This is a genomic window from Oceanobacillus sp. FSL K6-0118 (assembly GCF_038006665.1).
Classification (GTDB): domain Bacteria; phylum Bacillota; class Bacilli; order Bacillales; family Amphibacillaceae; genus Oceanobacillus; species Oceanobacillus caeni.
The window spans coordinates 488,936-504,070 of sequence record NZ_JBBOVR010000001.1 but is presented as its reverse complement, the minus strand read 5'-3'; the positions used below and the strand labels follow the sequence as shown (position 1 = coordinate 504,070).

The window sequence follows — 15,135 nt, the reverse complement described above, 5'->3', positions numbered from 1 at the left end:
AGGTAAATATAATGACAACTGAATTTGAGCCAATTATTACATTTAAAAACGTTACATTTTCTGATCGTAATGTTCCTATAATAAAAAATATTTCCGGCTCGTTTGCCAAAGGTAAAATAACAACACTAGTGGGCCCTTCTGGTGCAGGTAAGACAACTTTATTTCGATTATGTAATGGACTTATTTCTCCTGACTCGGGACAAATAATAATAAATGACAAACCTATTGATGAGTATGATCCAATAATATTACGTCGCAAAATCGGACTTGCGTTGCAAAGTGCTACAATGCTAAGTGGATCGGTATATAAAAACCTTTCATTACCACTTACTTTAAAAGGCGAAACATTACCTGAAGATGATGCAAAAGAATTATTAGAAGATGTATCACTAGGAAAAGACTTCTTAAATCGGAATATTAATGATCTATCTGGAGGACAGAAGCAAAAAGTTTCTATCGCTCGTACATTAGTAAATCGTCCTAAGGTTCTCTTATTAGATGAAATCACTTCTTCTCTCGATCGTATATCTCAACACGACATTGAAGAATTAATACAAAAGATAAACCAAAAATACGGAACAACAATTGTTTGGATTACGCATAATTTAGACCAAGCCTTGACCATTGGTGACTATTCATGGGTTATGATGGCTGGCGAGGTCCTTGAAACGGGCAAGAGTGAATTTTTAAATAACCCGAAAGATGAAAGAGTAAAACGTTTTATAAAGGGAGACTTAGAATGAGTTATTTAACATTGACATTAGCACTAATTTTTGTATTAATTCCCATCATCCTATCTAAAACATTACATTTAGATTTAGAAAAGGATACAATTATCGCAACAGTTCGTTCTATTATTCAATTACTTATTGTCGGATATGTATTACAATTTGTCTTTGCATCGGAAGAGTATATTTTTATCATTTTAATGATTGCCTTAATGATTGGTGCAGCAACACAAAACGCCAGGAAAAAGGGAGCATCAATAAAAGGGATTACTTGGAAGCTTATTATTACTTTTATTTTTATAGAAATACTTACTCAAGCAATCTTACTAGGATTCCAAATAACTCCACCTACCGCACAGTATATTATACCGATAAGCGGAATGGTCGTTGGAAATTCGATGGTTCTTGCCATTTTATTCCTTAATCGGTTTACTGCTGAAGTAGAAGCGCGGCAAGATGAAACAGAGCTCATCTTATCCTTAGGTGGGACACCGAAACAAGCAATCCATACTCCCTTAGTTACTTCTATTAAAGCTAGTACGATTCCTACTATTGAAAGCCAAAAAACAATCGGCCTAGTCCAATTACCTGGAATGATGAGTGGACAAATCATTGCAGGGGCAGATCCAGTACAAGCTGTCCAATTCCAACTACTTGTCCTATTTTTACTATTAACAACCGCAATCGTCACAAGCATATTCCTAGGGTTCTTATCCTATCCAGCTCTTTTCAATGATAAAATGCAAATGATGAAAATTAGAGATAAAAAATAATTAGAGCGTGAATCTAATTTTAGATTCACGCTCTATTGCGTTTTATTGACAGATGTCTCTCTATTTTGTATATTATACTTAATTAAAAATTTCTTAATTAAGTATACAGGTATTAATAATATTAAAGGAGAATTTATTATGTCAGAGAATTTATCGCTAAAGGCTTTTGTTGTCTTGCTAAAGGCTAATAAGACGTTGGCAGAATTAATTAAAAAGGATATAAGTAGTCATGGAATGCGGACATCTGATTTCACTGTATTAGAAGCATTATATCATAAGGGGCAACAGACTATTAAACAAATTACACAATCCGTATTGATTAATACTGGTTCCATTACTTATGTTATCGATAAATTAGAAAAAAAAGGACTACTAGAAAGAACTCCATGCAAAGATGACCGCCGTGTAGTTTATATTCAATTAACAGATCAAGGAATTAAACTAATGGAAGAAATCTTCCCGCTTCATCAACAAGTCATCGAAAACGTGTTTGAAGGTGTTACAGATGAAGAAAAGAAAATAGTAATAGATGTATTAAAGCGCGTCGGCAAGAAAAGTGAACAACTAAAATAAACAGGGAAAGACGATGAGATATATTTTCCAAAAAGGGTCAGATACTTCTAAAACTCTATTACTCCTTCATGGTATAGGTAGAACAGAATAAGACCTATTGATTGTCGATAAAGAATACTTCCATCAGTGGGATCCTCTTTCATCCTCCACTGATGGTTAGTCGCACTGATATCTTAAACATGAGTACTGATATCCCAAGCACGAGTACTTATCGGACCTATACAGGCAGTCAATCTCCCAAATACCTTGTTTGTTTCCCCAGAAGCTTGAACCGGAAGTCTTACTGCCCGTTTAGGCTGGAAAAAAACTAATACTTAAAGATTACTAATATTTCCATTGTGAATGATTATAAATTTTGCTATGATATATTCTATTGTATTAAAAATCCGTGGTTCGAAAGCCTCCCACGTAAAAAAACTAAGGAGAGATGGAAATGAATATAAAAACGTTAACTGCAAATGGCGTTTTGGCTGCAATGTATATAGCTGTATCAGCACTTATACAACCATTTGGCTTTACGAATGTCCAATTTCGTGTACCTGAGATGTTTAATCATCTCGTCGTATTTAATAAGAAGTTCTTTTTCGGTATTATATTTGGTGTATTTTTAACCAATCTATTTTTCTCACCAATGCGACTGTATGATATTGTATTTGGTGTCGCGCATTCGGCAATATCTTTAGGACTTATTATTCTACTTTCTAAATACACGAAAAACACGCTACTTTTACTAGCAGCCAATGCAATCATTTTCAGTTTTAACATGTTCATTGTCGCATTAGAATTATACTTAGCATTGGGATTACCTTTCCTATTTTCTTGGGTAACTACAGCCATTGGAGAAATCGTTGTTTTGGCTATTGGTATTCCAATTATGTATACTTTAAATAAACAAGTACATTTTGATAAAATCATATAAAGAAGATTTCCGTCATTGGGAGTCTTACTACCCGTTTAGATAGGATAAAGGGATATACCATAATAAAAACTTCACGATTAACTTACTAATTCGTGAAGTTTTTTTATATACTTACATAATATTTATACAAGGAGGCGCTAGTTATGATTGTTAGAGAAGAAACAGATCATTTTATAATGATTGAGCAAGACAACCATGCCATTGTATCTGGTGAATTAATAAAGTATTGGAAAAAAGAACTATTATTAAGTAACACTCTTATGGATTCGGTTGTAACAGCAATCACACTTCATGACTATGGTTGGAAGTACTTTGATAAGCAACCAGTATGGAATGATCATCTAAAAGCACCGTATGATTTTACGAGTTACCCCTTAGCTCCGAAGACCATCATTTATACACACGGAATAAATGAAGTTGAAAAAATAGATACGTATGCAGCCTTATTATGTAGTATGCATTATACAAACTTTATTACCCAAGAATCTTCTCCATTTGCGGATACCTTTGTAGCACAAGAAAGAAAGAGACAACAGGAAATCATTCACTCGATGAAAGATTTTGATGAGAACTTATTTGACTTCCATTATGAATTACTAAAGTTTACAGATAGTCTCTCCCTGTTCTTTTGTATAAATAAACCCGGTGTTAAAAAGGAGGAATTCCATTTCTTTTATAAAAACGGAATTCCAGTACCCTCTATTGATAAAGGGAATAGCCAGATTCTTTGGCCGGAATGGAAGGCGGACAATACGATTTATATGGATCCATTTCCATTTGAAACCGAGCTAACTATAAAAATTAAGCAGAAGAAAGTGGCTAAGGATTTAATTACGAAACATGGCATAGTAAAAAGCTATGAGAACACACCATGCGAAATATTAGATTTGAAACTATTATCTAAAGAGTAAAGAAGGAGTCCCCATGAACTCCTTCTTTACTTAAGACTCTTGTCTAACTTGCAATAGATGCTCTGAATCATCGGACGAATCGTTCTCTATATATAGTTTTCTTGTAGGGTAAGCAAATTCCGCTCCTTCTTCTCTTACAATATCAAGAATTTGGTAATTTATTTCCTCTTTCACTTTTAAATACTCTCCCCAGACTGTTGTCTTCGTAAAGAAATACAAAAGAATGTCCAAACTACTTTCCTTATACTCATCAAACCTTACAAATATGGTTTCTTGATGAATATCTGGGTGATTTTTTAATAGATTTTCGATTCGTTGTATAATGGATTCCATTTTTTCTCTTGATGTTTCATAATCTAACGAAAGATTAAAAGTAATTCGGCGTTTATTCATTTTACTCCAGTTTGTGATTGACTCATTTGCTAATTGATTATTAGGAACAGAAACCAACGCATCTGCAAAAGTTCGTATTTTTGTACTACGGAAGGAAATATCTTCTACTGTTCCCTCTACACTCGGTGTCAATATCCAATCCCCAATCGTAAAAGGCTTCTCAGAAATAATAACAATTCCACCAAGGAAATTAGCTAAAGCATCTTTAGCAGCTAAAGAGATGGCAAGTCCACCTAAGCCAAGCCCAGCTATAAGTCCTTCAATACTATAACCAAATTGCTGAAGGATAATTGTAGCGGCAATCGCGACAATAATAAACTGTAATGTTCTAGATAATAATGGTATTAATATCTCATCTATGTTAATATCTGTTTTTTCATTAATTTTCCTAAATAAATTGGATGACGATGAGGATAAACTAACTAATCCCCAAGTGACAAGAACTATGAATGCCGCACTAATAAATTTATTTAAGACACTTCCATGGATATACGGATAGTACGAAATAGCAAAATAAAAACCTAACAACGTAAAAAACCATTCCATAGGTTTTTGAAATGCAAGGAATATATTAGACAAAGCATTAATCTTCGTCTTTCTTACAATTCTCATGACGATTCTAAAAACATACTTCGTGAATAATTTCCTGAATAAAATAAATAACAGGAAGATACCTATAGCTATTCCTAATTCCATTAAATGACTATATGATATAAAGTGCTCCCAAGTCATATATGTTTATTACCTCCTAGGATTAATAGCAATATCATAACATATACCCCCGGATTCCGTCATAAGGAAAATAACCTATAGGATCTTCTTAGAAATTATTCTCACTTCTTCTATGATCGGCTTATCTTTGCTTCCCTCTTTGTAAAATCAACGTCTTTATAGTAGGCATTTTTAACTAAAATGTTAGGGCCCAAACATTTTACTGCGGGACAATGGCAATTTAAACTTTTTGCCGTTTTTGTTCCCATCCATCTTTTATAAGCTTCTGGTAAGGTTGTATTTTGTATATTACCTAAGGATGGTTCATCATCTCCAAAATCCGTAACAATGATCTCACCCGTAAAAATATTTACGTTCAACCTTGACCTTCCATCCGGATCATTGCGTAAAGAAACATTTTCTTCTTTATACAATCTTTCAAGTAGTGCTAAATCTTCTTGATTTGAACTACAAGCATAGAATGGTAATGTTCCAAACAACATCCACATGTCTTTATTCCGATGATCTAATAAACGTTTAATCCCTGTTCGAATTTCATCTAAACTTAAGATTTCTAGATTACTAGCAAAATCAACTGGATACATTGGATGAATTTCATGACGACCACAGCCCATCTCATTTACATGATCATGGATTTGTTCTAAGTAAGGAAAGGTTCGTTTATTTAGCATAGTTTCCGCTGCAACCAGAACCCCTTCATTAGCCAAACGTTTAGAGTTTTCCACCATTCGTTCGAAGTATTTTTTCCGATTATCCAATGAAGGCTTCCGTTCCATTAATGCAAATCCTGTTTCCGCAAATTCATCTTCCGTGCCCCAATTATGGGATATATGTAAAACATCTAAATATGGAATAATCTCTTCATAGCGATTGTATGGCAATGTTAAGTTAGAATTTATTTGTGTTTTCACACCTCTACTAGAAGCATAAGACAATAACGGCACCACATAGTTTCTAACCGATTTCTTATTCATCATCGGTTCCCCGCCCGTAATACTTAACGTACGAAGATGCGGTATTTCATCAAGTCTTTTTATTAGTAAATCGATTGGTAGTGCATCAGGATCACTTGGTCGTAGTGTATATCCTACTGCACAGTGTGCACAGCGCATATTACACATAACTGTTGTAGTGAATTCAATATTAGATAAAGTCATTTCACCGAATTCTTCTACATCCATATATGCTTCCCACGGATCATTAGCAGGTGATATATGCTGTTTCTTCTTCGTTGTTTCCATTTTATCTTCCCCTTTTCGTTAACTATTCCTCTATTGTAACACCATATGAATAACCTTCGAAAAATATAGGTTAATTTAGTGTTTTTAGGAAAATATAAAAACGTCAAATTCAATATTTACAGAAAAGAGGAATTAACTTGGAAAACGGACATTCATCTAATAACGAAACGAATATAGAGAATGATGACACGCTTACAACAAGACAAGGCCATCCTGTCACCAATAACCAAAACATTAGAACAGTAGGAAATAGAGGGCCTGCTACTTTAGAAAACTACGATTTTATAGAAAAAATCAGTCATTTCGATCGTGAAAAGGTTCCAGAACGAATTGTACACGCACGTGGTGCTGGTGCATATGGTTATTTTGAAACATATGGAACAGTCGGTGATGAACCCGTATCGAAATATACAAGAGCAAAGGTTTTCCAAGAAAAAGGAAAACAGACCCCCGTTTTCGTAAGATTTTCAACGGTAGTAAATGGTAAGGATTCTCCTGAAACCGTCCGCGACCCACGTGGCTTTGCAATTAAATTTTACACGGAAGATGGTAACTGGGATTTAGTAGGAAATAATTTAAAAATCTTCTTTATCCGTGATGCCATGAAATTCCCGGATATGATCCATGCTTTTCGACCAGATCCAGTAACGAACCTTCAAGATCCAGAACGCTTTTTTGACTTTTGTGCAAACTCACCGGAAAGCTTCCATATGGTTACGTTTGTATATTCTCCATGGGGAATTCCAGCAAACTATCGCATGATGCAAGGCTCCGGTGTTAATACGTATAAATGGGTTAATAAAGAAGGAAAAGCTGTATTAGTTAAATACCATTGGGAACCAAAACAGGGGATTAAAAACTTAACTGTAAAAGAGGCTGAAAAGATTCAAGGGAAAAATTTCAGTCACGCAACACAAGATTTATATGAAGCAATTGAACGAGGAGAGTATCCAGAATGGGAGCTTTTTGTTCAAATTATGGAGGACGGCCCACATCCTGAATTAGATTTCGATCCACTAGATGATACGAAACTTTGGCCAGAAGACCAATTCCCTTGGTTACCAGTTGGAAAAATGGTATTAAACAAAAACCCAGAAAACTTTCACACTGAGGTGGAACAAGCAGCTTTTGGTACCGGCGTCCTTGTTGATGGACTTGACTTTTCTGATGATAAGATGTTACAAGGAAGAACGTTCTCTTATTCCGATACACAGCGTTATCGAATAGGTGCAAACTACCTTCAATTACCAATAAATGCTGCGAAAAAACGCGTCGCAACAAACCAGGAAGGTGGCCAACTAAGATATGAAGATGATAAGGCCCCTGGTCAAAACCCACATGTTAATTATGAACCGTCCATTTTAGGAGGTTTACAAGAGGCGAAACAACTAGGGAAAGAACATACACCAAAAGTAGAAGGAAATCTTGTCCGCGAATCGATTGACCGAAATGACAATACGAAACAAGCAGGTGAAACCTATCGCCGCTTCGAACAATGGGAGAAAGATGAGTTAATTAACAACCTTGTTAATGACCTATCTATCTGTGACAAGCGTATTCAAGATAAAATGATCGCATTAGCAGAAGATGCCGATGAAGAGTATGGACGTCGTTTAAGAGAAGGTATAGCGGAAAAGACAAAAGAAATGGCTAACCATACAATGGAAATAGGAGAAGAATTACGGCCACTTGGGGCAGAAGACGCTCATCAGGCAGTGAAGGATGCCGTTGAAAAGGGACGTGACGCGGAACCTTATTGATTTTTTTACAGCCGGTATTCGAGATTAAAAACGAATACCGGCTTGTCTATTTATACCTCCTGTAATGCTTGAAGGACATCTTTTTTCAAGTCTTCAATATGTTCCAAACCAACAGAGAATCGAACAAAATTGGCAGGGATACCTGCTGTTTTCATTTGCTCCTCATTTAATGCCCCTTCCCACATGGCTGCAGTATGCACAACTAAGGATTCCACTCCACCTAAACTTACTGCATGTTGTGTAAGATTTAACGAAGAAACAAATTTTTGCGTTTCTTTATAGCCACCTTTAACGGAAAAGGCAATCACTGCTCCATAGCCATTCATTTGCGACTTAGCTAGTTCATGTTGTGGGTGACTTTCCAATCCAGGATAAAATACTTCCTCTACCATTTCCTGTCCCTCTAAAAACATAGCTAGCGCAAGCGCATTCTCATTAATACGCTCCATTCTTATCGGGAATGTACGTAAGCCTCTCAAAAGCAGCCAAGCATCCATCGGGGATAATACAGATCCAATTGCTGTATGGACATTCCAAATTTTCTCTGCAAGCTCATTACTTGTACAAACGACACCTGCGACAATATCATGATGCCCACCTAAATACTTTGTTGCACTATGTACAATGATATCCACACCATAATCATGAGGTCGTTGATTTAATGGAGAAGCAAATGTATTATCCGCCATCACTAAAATATCATGTTGCTTAGCCAGACTAGCTACCGCCTCTAAATCTGTCACAATTAGCGTTGGATTAGCCGGTGTTTCAATTATAATTAATTTTGTATTAGGGCGAATCGCCTTCTCAAATTCCTGAACATCGGTTTGTTCTACAACGGTAACCTCTATCCCGAATTTCGTCAGCATCTCATCCAATATTTTAGCTGTACCCATATAATGTCGCGTTTGAGCAACAACATGGTCACCCGCTTGAAGTAATGCTAAGAGTGTAGTTGAAATAGCTCCCATACCTGACCCTGTAACAAGCGCCGTTTCCGTTCCTTCTAAATCCGCCATAATTTCAATCACACGGTCATGAACTGGGTTACCATAACGCGTATAATACTTAGAATGTCTAGGAGTATTCGCCATTTCCGCAAACTCCGCTGCATCTTTTGCCATAAACGTTGCAGAATAATAAATGGCCGGTGAAGCCGTCCCTTCCTTTTCACTCCATTCTTTATCAGCATGTAATACTAATGTTTCATTTTTATCATATGTATTCATGTTAATCCCCTTTTCCGCTCACCTTTTCACAAATAATTGTTATAGGTTTAAAGATTCTGTTAATTGATTATACCATTTTCAGTCTAAAAAGAACATAGATATTTTCCATTATTCCCATTTTTCTACCCACATTACTATGAAATAGGGGTAAAAAATATGGAAGGGAATCCCCTCCAATATTTACAAGGATAGTACTTTTTTAATTTTATCTATTGCGAGGTCAAGCTCTTCCTTTTTTATAATTAGAGGTGGAGCTAAGCGGATAACAAATTCATGTGTTTCCTTACATAGTAATCCTTCTTCCTTTAAAGCTTCACAATATTTTCTTGCTGATTCTGTTAATTCAATACCAATAAAAAGTCCTTTTCCCCGAACTTCTCTAATAATAGGATTTTTTATTTGTTTCAATTTATCTTTAAAATAATCGCCTAGTTTTAAAGATTGATCTACCAAGTTTTCTTCTTTAATCACTTCAAGTGCGGCTATAGACACGGCGCAAGCTAAAGGATTTCCCCCAAATGTCGAACCATGTGAACCTGGGTTAAATACTCCCAAAATATCTTTATTTGCTGCGACACAAGAAATCGGAAAAACACCACCACCTAATGCCTTGCCTAATATATACATATCAGGTTGGACATTTTCCCAATCACAAGCAAACCATTTACCAGTTCTTCCAAGTCCAGCCTGGATTTCATCTGCAATAAATAGTACATTTCTTTCCTTGCAAATCTCATAAGCTTCTCTCAAGAAACCATCTGGTGGAATTCTAATACCCGCTTCCCCTTGAATTGGTTCTAATAGAAATGCTGCAGTATTCTCCGTGATTGATTCCTTTAACGATTCAATATTTCCATACGGGATTAATTTAATTCCGGGTAGCATGGGACCAAAGCCACGTTTATATTCATCTTCTGAGGATAAAGATACTGCAGTCATCGTACGCCCATGAAAATTACCTTCACAAGCAATAATTTCCGCTTTGCCATCTGTAACACCCTTCACCTCATATGCCCATCGTCTTGCCGCTTTAATTGCTGTTTCTACCGCTTCTACACCTGTATTCATTGGCAGCACCAGATCTTTTTTTGTTAACCGAGAAACAACCTCATACCAGGGACCGAGTTGATCATTATGGAACGCTCTTGAAGTTAATGTGACCTTATCTGCCTGTCTCTTTAAAGCCCCCACTATTTTAGGATGCCTATGCCCCTGGTTCACTGCTGAATATGCACTTAACATATCCAAGTATTTTTTTCCCTCTGGGTCCTTTACCCAAACACCTTCCGCTTCGGAAACTACAATAGGAAGTGGGTGATAGTTATTCGCACCATATTTTTCAGTTTGTTGAATAATTTTGATTGATTTTTGGCTCATCAAAAATCAATCCCCCTTTCCTTGAAAACTTGGCATTCAAGATATCAGTGGTCATGACCGGAATATCGGCAATCAGGACTGGGATATCAGCAATTACCCTCTACAACAGGTCGGTGAATGCCCAAGTTCACTTATGCAGGATAAGAAGTTTACTCTTATCCGTCAAAAATAAATCGCTTCATTATTCATTCATATTTCTTAATCAACACATTCATTCTTCCTTTTTATAAGAAAATAAAATTGATGAACCTCTCCTTTTTAACTATACTAAGTAAAAGGAGTTACGAAAAGGAGTGGAAACCATGGGAAATATCAAATTAAAATCTGAAGTATTTTCGATTTTAAAAGATAAAATTAAACTAATCCAAACGGAAGAAGATCGTGCCATTTACTTAGTAGGGCCAATTCGCCTTCCGGTTAACTTATATAATGAAACAGTCGAATTTCAATGGTATTGTTGGTTAAATTATGATGAGGTAACGGAGGATTATGAACGTATCATTGAAAATCTTTCGTCATCCAATCTTGCAGAATATCAACAATCAAGTGTACTTGTCTATGGAGACTTCAAAAATGCAGATGATGCGTTAATCCGTATGCATTCGATTTGTCATACTGGTGATATTTTTGGAAGTAAACGTTGTGATTGTGGATTTCAACTAAAACAATCGATGAAAAAAATAAAAGAACATGGAGTCGGTGCTGTATTCTACTTAGCTAATCATGAAGGTAGAGGCATTGGTTTATTTTCCAAGGCTATGGCCTATTTATTACAAGAGAACGGCTATGATACGGTAGAAGCTAATGAAAGCCTTGGCTTTGTGAATGACTCTAGAAACTATAATGATGCTATTCAAGTTCTAAAGGCGTTACGTGATAAGCCAGTAACATTAATTACCAACAATCCTAAAAAACTTGAAGCATTAAAAGATGCAGGGCTTCTACTTTCAGGTAGGGTTCCATTATGGGGAGATGTATCAGAGTATAACAAAAAATATTTAAAAACGAAGATTGAGAAATCCGGTCACTTGCGAGATGAGGAAGGGACTTGTAGTAATGATTAATGATGAATTCTATATGGATTTAGCTTTAAACAATGCAAAAGCAATGAAAGGACAAACCGACCCTAATCCATTAGTAGGTTCGGTTATTGTCAATGATAACCGTATAGTTGGAGTTGGGACTCATCTAAAAGCTGGAGAGCCACATGCCGAGATTCATGCACTACGAATGGCTGGGGAAAAGGCAAAAGGGGCAACGATTTATGTCACGTTGGAGCCTTGTTCCCACCATGGAAGAACTGGCCCATGTGCAGAGGCTATTGTAAAGGCAGGAATTAAGAAAGCTGTGATTGCGACGTTAGACCCCAATCCAATCGTCGCTGGTAATGGTGTGAAAATACTAAAGGATGCGGGAATCGAGGTTAAAGTCGGTGTTCGGGCAAAAGAATCGAATAAAATGAACGAAGTCTTTAATAAATATATTACCGAACAAAAGCCATTTATTACTTTAAAAGCAGGTATAACATTAGATGGTAAGGTAGCAACCCATACATTTAGCAGTAAATGGATAACCTCTAAAGAGTCTAGAGAAGATGTACATCAGTTGAGAAGCGAAAATATGGCAATATTAGTTGGCATCCATACAGCATTAAAAGACGACCCTGCCTTAACCTCAAGAATCCCAAACGGAAGGAATCCTTTACGAATCGTCATGGATTCCCGGTTAAGATTACCACTTAATTATCAATTAGTAACAGATAAACAAGCTCCAACATGGATTTTCACAAGTAAAAACTACGATAAAGAAAAGAAAAAGCAATTGGAAGAATTAGGTGTCAGGGTAATCGTAACAAAATCTGAAAACTCCGTTGATCCTATAGAAGTGGTGAACACCCTTGGAAAAAAGGGCATCTCCTCCCTAATAATCGAAGGCGGAGGGAATATCCACGCCTCTTTCTTAAAGAAGAAACTAGTTGATAAAGTAATTTTATATATTGCCCCTAAGCTAGTCGGCGGAAAAGATGCCCCAACATTTTTAGAGGGGAAAGGCATTGAACTTATGAAGGATGCCATAGAGCTTACGGACACCGGTATTACTACGATTGGTAACGACTTTAAATTCATAGGCTATCCATCATTTAAATAAGAAGAGGGATCCATATGCGATTTGGTTTTGATATTGATGACACATTAATCAACTTACGTGAACATGCATTTCATATTTACAATAAGAAGTTAAGTCAGAAATTAGATTCATCGGTATTTCAAAGTATTAAGCGAGTGGAAATTCATGAACCCTTTGGGCTAACAGACGAAGAGGGAACAAAAATGTGGAATGATACATTAGAAGAGATCTACTATACGGACTGCCCTTCTTTCCCCGGTGCCAAAGAAACCTTAAATCAATTACATCAAGATGGTCATTCCATCTTCTATATTACAGCAAGGCCTAAAGAACATGGAGAGCGAACAAAAGAATGGATGATAAATCAAGGCTTTCCTATTAAAGATGATCACTTTTTCTACGGAATGAAAGATGAAGAAAAAATCCATACGATTAAAAAATTACATCTCGATTTTTACGTTGACGATAAACCGAATATACTACAAACACTTGCCAACGAAGAACCGAAACTATTACTTAAAGATCAACCATATAATCAACAAGAAAAACATTTTACGAGAATTGTAGATTGGGCTGATTTTTTTAAACTAATTAGTATTTAATCACGCTATACTAAATTTCTAGTATAGCTTTTCTTTTCCAAACAGAAATATATTGCATATTACATTCCGGAATAACTTGTAGTATAATAAATTTAATATAAATGTGTGTTCGAAAGGGAGAATAAAAAGGACCGAGTCGGCTAAAGTCACAACGTCCTATTGCAACACTGCCCCTACACAGGGGTGTGTCACTTTTACTGGGCCTTTTGAACAACTTCTATAAATATTCTGGGGGGGATATCGTTTTGCCAATACCAATAAATCATGAAAAGCCAGCAAGGAAATCTGCTAAGGAAAGCGCATTTAGCCAACTCCAACAATGGATTATCGATGGGACACTTCTCCCAGGGGAAAAAATAAATGATACCGAGCTTGCGCAAGCCTTGGGTGTTAGCAGAACTCCGGTACGGGAATCTTTACAGCTCCTTGAGGCACTGGGTTTTGTAGAAATGTTCCCGGGTAAAGCAACACAGGTTACGGAAGTAGATAGGAGTTCAATTAAAGATCTTCTACCACCATTAGCTGCATTACAAGCTTTATCTGCAGAATTGGCTATCCAAAACATGAGTAAAGAAATACTTACTTCACTTGTAAATACGAATAAACGTTTTGCGGAAGCGATTCATTCAAAAAATTACTATTCCGCTTTAAAAATTGATGAACAATTTCACGATATTATCGTGGATGCTGCTAATAATTCATACATTAAAAATATTATAGAATCTTTACAAGCACATGTTAGAAGACTCTTTTTTCATAATTCCATCATCTTAACGGAGCATTCTATCCAGGATCATGAAGCCATCATAAATTTAATAAAAAATGAAGATGTTGATCAACTAAATACCGTTATGAAGAATAATTGGCTCCGTACCATTGAACTATTTCCAGATATAAACTAATCGTACATGTTCAAAAAGGAGGGCAGGACTTTTTGAACAACCTCTATAAAATACAAAATCGCCCTAGCTTCTTTCTTAATAAAGCTAGGGCTAATCGTTTTTCTCTCCCCTACCCGCATGTTACACTCTTGATAAGAAATAGATATAGGAGGACATGAGGATGGGGAAATTACAAGGAAAAACAGCTATTATTACAGGAGCTAGTAGTGGGATTGGTGCTGGTATTGCGAAGGAGTTAGCGAAAGAAGGAGCAAATGTTGTACTGGCTGCACGCCGCACAGAAGAGCTCGATGAACTACGAAATGCCATCAAGGAACACGGAAACGGTGAAGTGCTTACTGTTCAAACAGACGTAACGAATAGACAGGATATTGAAAGACTAGTAAAACAAGCACAAGAAGTATTTAACCATGTCGATATTTACGTGAATAACGCTGCCCAAATGTTAACAGCGCCCGTTCGTTCAGGAAAGGTAGAAGAATGGGAGCAAATGATTGATACAAACATTAAAGGCGTGCTTTATGGCATTCATTCCGTTTTACCGTCAATGCTTGAGCGCTCCAGTGGACATATTATTAACATCGCCTCTGTTTCTGCATTTGAAGTAACAAAGGGAAGTACTGTTTACAGCGCAACGAAAGCAGCTGTTCAGACCATTTCCAAAGGATTAGAAAAGGAACTTGCGAAAACTGGTGTCCGTGTAACAAATATTTCACCTGGCATGGTCGATACCCCTTCAAGCAAAAATAATTCATGGAACACCGAACGCAAGAAATTGGAAACCAAAGATATCGCAAGAGCAGTTGTATATGCAGTAACACAACCTAATTATGTCAATGTAAATGAAATTACTGTCCGACCAGTTTAA

The 15,135-nt window shown here is 36.4% G+C and carries 15 protein-coding genes and 1 riboswitch; of the genes, 11 read left to right on the top strand and 4 right to left on the bottom strand.

All coding sequences use genetic code 11. The features are described from left to right. Positions 1 to 11: 11 nt before the first annotated feature. The 5 genes from MHI02_RS02580 (at position 12) to MHI02_RS02555 (ending at position 3,904) form a co-directional block, all read left to right on the top strand. Entirely contained in the window at positions 12 to 743 is a 732-nt protein-coding gene (locus MHI02_RS02580) for an ABC transporter ATP-binding protein (RefSeq protein ID WP_047184534.1), read from the top strand. Beyond that, the gene (locus MHI02_RS02575; protein ID WP_047184533.1) at positions 740 to 1,501 is read left to right on the top strand and encodes an ABC transporter permease; all 762 of its coding nucleotides are present in this window, start codon (positions 740 to 742) and stop codon (positions 1,499 to 1,501) included. The genes MHI02_RS02580 and MHI02_RS02575 overlap by 4 nt, the downstream gene beginning before the upstream one ends. A gap of 138 nt (positions 1,502 to 1,639) precedes the next feature. Continuing rightward, positions 1,640 to 2,074: a MarR family winged helix-turn-helix transcriptional regulator gene (locus MHI02_RS02570; protein ID WP_047184532.1), complete on the top strand. Its 435-nt coding sequence runs from the start codon at positions 1,640 to 1,642 to the stop codon at positions 2,072 to 2,074. Positions 2,075 to 2,456: 382 nt separating this feature from the next. Then, a riboswitch (PreQ1 riboswitch) is annotated at positions 2,457 to 2,501 on the top strand. 6 nt (positions 2,502 to 2,507) lie between these two features. Then, positions 2,508 to 2,993 (top strand): QueT transporter family protein, encoded by a 486-nt coding sequence (locus MHI02_RS02560; protein ID WP_047184531.1) that lies wholly within the window; start codon positions 2,508 to 2,510, stop codon positions 2,991 to 2,993. Between the two features lie 143 nt (positions 2,994 to 3,136). After that, positions 3,137 to 3,904: a DUF3891 family protein gene (locus tag MHI02_RS02555; RefSeq protein ID WP_047184530.1), complete on the top strand. Its 768-nt coding sequence runs from the start codon at positions 3,137 to 3,139 to the stop codon at positions 3,902 to 3,904. A 30-nt stretch (positions 3,905 to 3,934) separates the two neighbouring features. On the opposite strand, the gene MHI02_RS02550 is transcribed toward MHI02_RS02555, so the two are convergent. Together MHI02_RS02550 and yfkAB are read right to left on the bottom strand one after the other, a co-directional pair. Then, complete coding sequence (locus tag MHI02_RS02550) at positions 3,935 to 5,029, bottom strand: mechanosensitive ion channel family protein (RefSeq protein ID WP_047184529.1); 1,095 nt, start codon at positions 5,027 to 5,029, stop codon at positions 3,935 to 3,937. Positions 5,030 to 5,139: 110 nt separating this feature from the next. Further along, positions 5,140 to 6,270, bottom strand: a complete 1,131-nt coding sequence (gene yfkAB, locus MHI02_RS02545; RefSeq protein ID WP_047184528.1) for a radical SAM/CxCxxxxC motif protein YfkAB — start codon at positions 6,268 to 6,270, stop codon at positions 5,140 to 5,142. A 137-nt stretch (positions 6,271 to 6,407) separates the two neighbouring features. Here yfkAB and MHI02_RS02540 point away from each other — a divergent pair, with 137 nt between their 5' ends. Beyond that, positions 6,408 to 8,030, top strand: coding sequence for a catalase (locus MHI02_RS02540; RefSeq protein WP_047184527.1), 1,623 nt, complete (start codon positions 6,408 to 6,410; stop codon positions 8,028 to 8,030). A gap of 50 nt (positions 8,031 to 8,080) precedes the next feature. Here the strand turns inward: MHI02_RS02540 and MHI02_RS02535 are convergent, their stop codons facing one another. Both MHI02_RS02535 and MHI02_RS02530 read right to left on the bottom strand, forming a co-directional pair. Continuing rightward, positions 8,081 to 9,259 carry a trans-sulfuration enzyme family protein gene (locus tag MHI02_RS02535; RefSeq protein ID WP_047184526.1) on the bottom strand — a complete coding sequence of 393 codons (1,179 nt, stop codon included), beginning with the start codon at positions 9,257 to 9,259 and terminating at the stop codon, positions 8,081 to 8,083. 180 nt (positions 9,260 to 9,439) lie between these two features. Continuing rightward, complete coding sequence (locus MHI02_RS02530) at positions 9,440 to 10,636, bottom strand: ornithine--oxo-acid transaminase (RefSeq protein WP_047184525.1); 1,197 nt, start codon at positions 10,634 to 10,636, stop codon at positions 9,440 to 9,442. Between the two features lie 302 nt (positions 10,637 to 10,938). Between MHI02_RS02530 and MHI02_RS02525 the strand changes: the two genes are divergently transcribed. From MHI02_RS02525 to MHI02_RS02505, 5 genes are all read left to right on the top strand, one after another. Continuing rightward, entirely contained in the window at positions 10,939 to 11,700 is a 762-nt protein-coding gene (locus MHI02_RS02525; protein ID WP_047184524.1) for a GTP cyclohydrolase II, read from the top strand. Beyond that, positions 11,693 to 12,784 carry a bifunctional diaminohydroxyphosphoribosylaminopyrimidine deaminase/5-amino-6-(5-phosphoribosylamino)uracil reductase RibD gene (gene ribD, locus MHI02_RS02520; RefSeq protein ID WP_047184523.1) on the top strand — a complete coding sequence of 364 codons (1,092 nt, stop codon included), beginning with the start codon at positions 11,693 to 11,695 and terminating at the stop codon, positions 12,782 to 12,784. Before MHI02_RS02525 ends, ribD begins: the two co-directional genes overlap by 8 nt. Before the next feature lie 14 nt (positions 12,785 to 12,798). Beyond that, complete coding sequence (locus tag MHI02_RS02515) at positions 12,799 to 13,365, top strand: 5' nucleotidase, NT5C type (protein WP_047184522.1); 567 nt, start codon at positions 12,799 to 12,801, stop codon at positions 13,363 to 13,365. A gap of 245 nt (positions 13,366 to 13,610) precedes the next feature. Then, a complete protein-coding gene (locus tag MHI02_RS02510) occupies positions 13,611 to 14,267 on the top strand; it encodes a GntR family transcriptional regulator (RefSeq protein WP_047184521.1) in 657 nt (218 codons plus the stop codon). A gap of 160 nt (positions 14,268 to 14,427) precedes the next feature. Further along, on the top strand, positions 14,428 to 15,135 hold the full coding sequence (locus tag MHI02_RS02505) for an SDR family oxidoreductase (RefSeq protein ID WP_047184520.1): 708 nt from the start codon (positions 14,428 to 14,430) through the stop codon (positions 15,133 to 15,135).

Bases quoted from the DNA above. Each gene is read 5' to 3' on its own strand.
- MHI02_RS02580 (WP_047184534.1), top strand. From the start codon at position 12: ATGACAACTGAATTTGAGCCAATTATTACATTTAAAAACGTTACATTT.
- MHI02_RS02575 (WP_047184533.1), top strand. From the start codon at position 740: ATGAGTTATTTAACATTGACATTAGCACTAATTTTTGTATTAATTCCC.
- MHI02_RS02570 (WP_047184532.1), top strand. From the start codon at position 1,640: ATGTCAGAGAATTTATCGCTAAAGGCTTTTGTTGTCTTGCTAAAGGCT.
- MHI02_RS02560 (WP_047184531.1), top strand. From the start codon at position 2,508: ATGAATATAAAAACGTTAACTGCAAATGGCGTTTTGGCTGCAATGTAT.
- MHI02_RS02555 (WP_047184530.1), top strand. From the start codon at position 3,137: ATGATTGTTAGAGAAGAAACAGATCATTTTATAATGATTGAGCAAGAC.
- MHI02_RS02550 (WP_047184529.1), bottom strand. From the start codon at position 5,029: ATGACTTGGGAGCACTTTATATCATATAGTCATTTAATGGAATTAGGA.
- yfkAB (WP_047184528.1), bottom strand. From the start codon at position 6,270: ATGGAAACAACGAAGAAGAAACAGCATATATCACCTGCTAATGATCCG.
- MHI02_RS02535 (WP_047184526.1), bottom strand. From the start codon at position 9,259: ATGAATACATATGATAAAAATGAAACATTAGTATTACATGCTGATAAA.
- MHI02_RS02530 (WP_047184525.1), bottom strand. From the start codon at position 10,636: ATGAGCCAAAAATCAATCAAAATTATTCAACAAACTGAAAAATATGGT.
- MHI02_RS02525 (WP_047184524.1), top strand. From the start codon at position 10,939: ATGGGAAATATCAAATTAAAATCTGAAGTATTTTCGATTTTAAAAGAT.
- ribD (WP_047184523.1), top strand. From the start codon at position 11,693: ATGATTAATGATGAATTCTATATGGATTTAGCTTTAAACAATGCAAAA.
- MHI02_RS02515 (WP_047184522.1), top strand. From the start codon at position 12,799: ATGCGATTTGGTTTTGATATTGATGACACATTAATCAACTTACGTGAA.
- MHI02_RS02505 (WP_047184520.1), top strand. From the start codon at position 14,428: ATGGGGAAATTACAAGGAAAAACAGCTATTATTACAGGAGCTAGTAGT.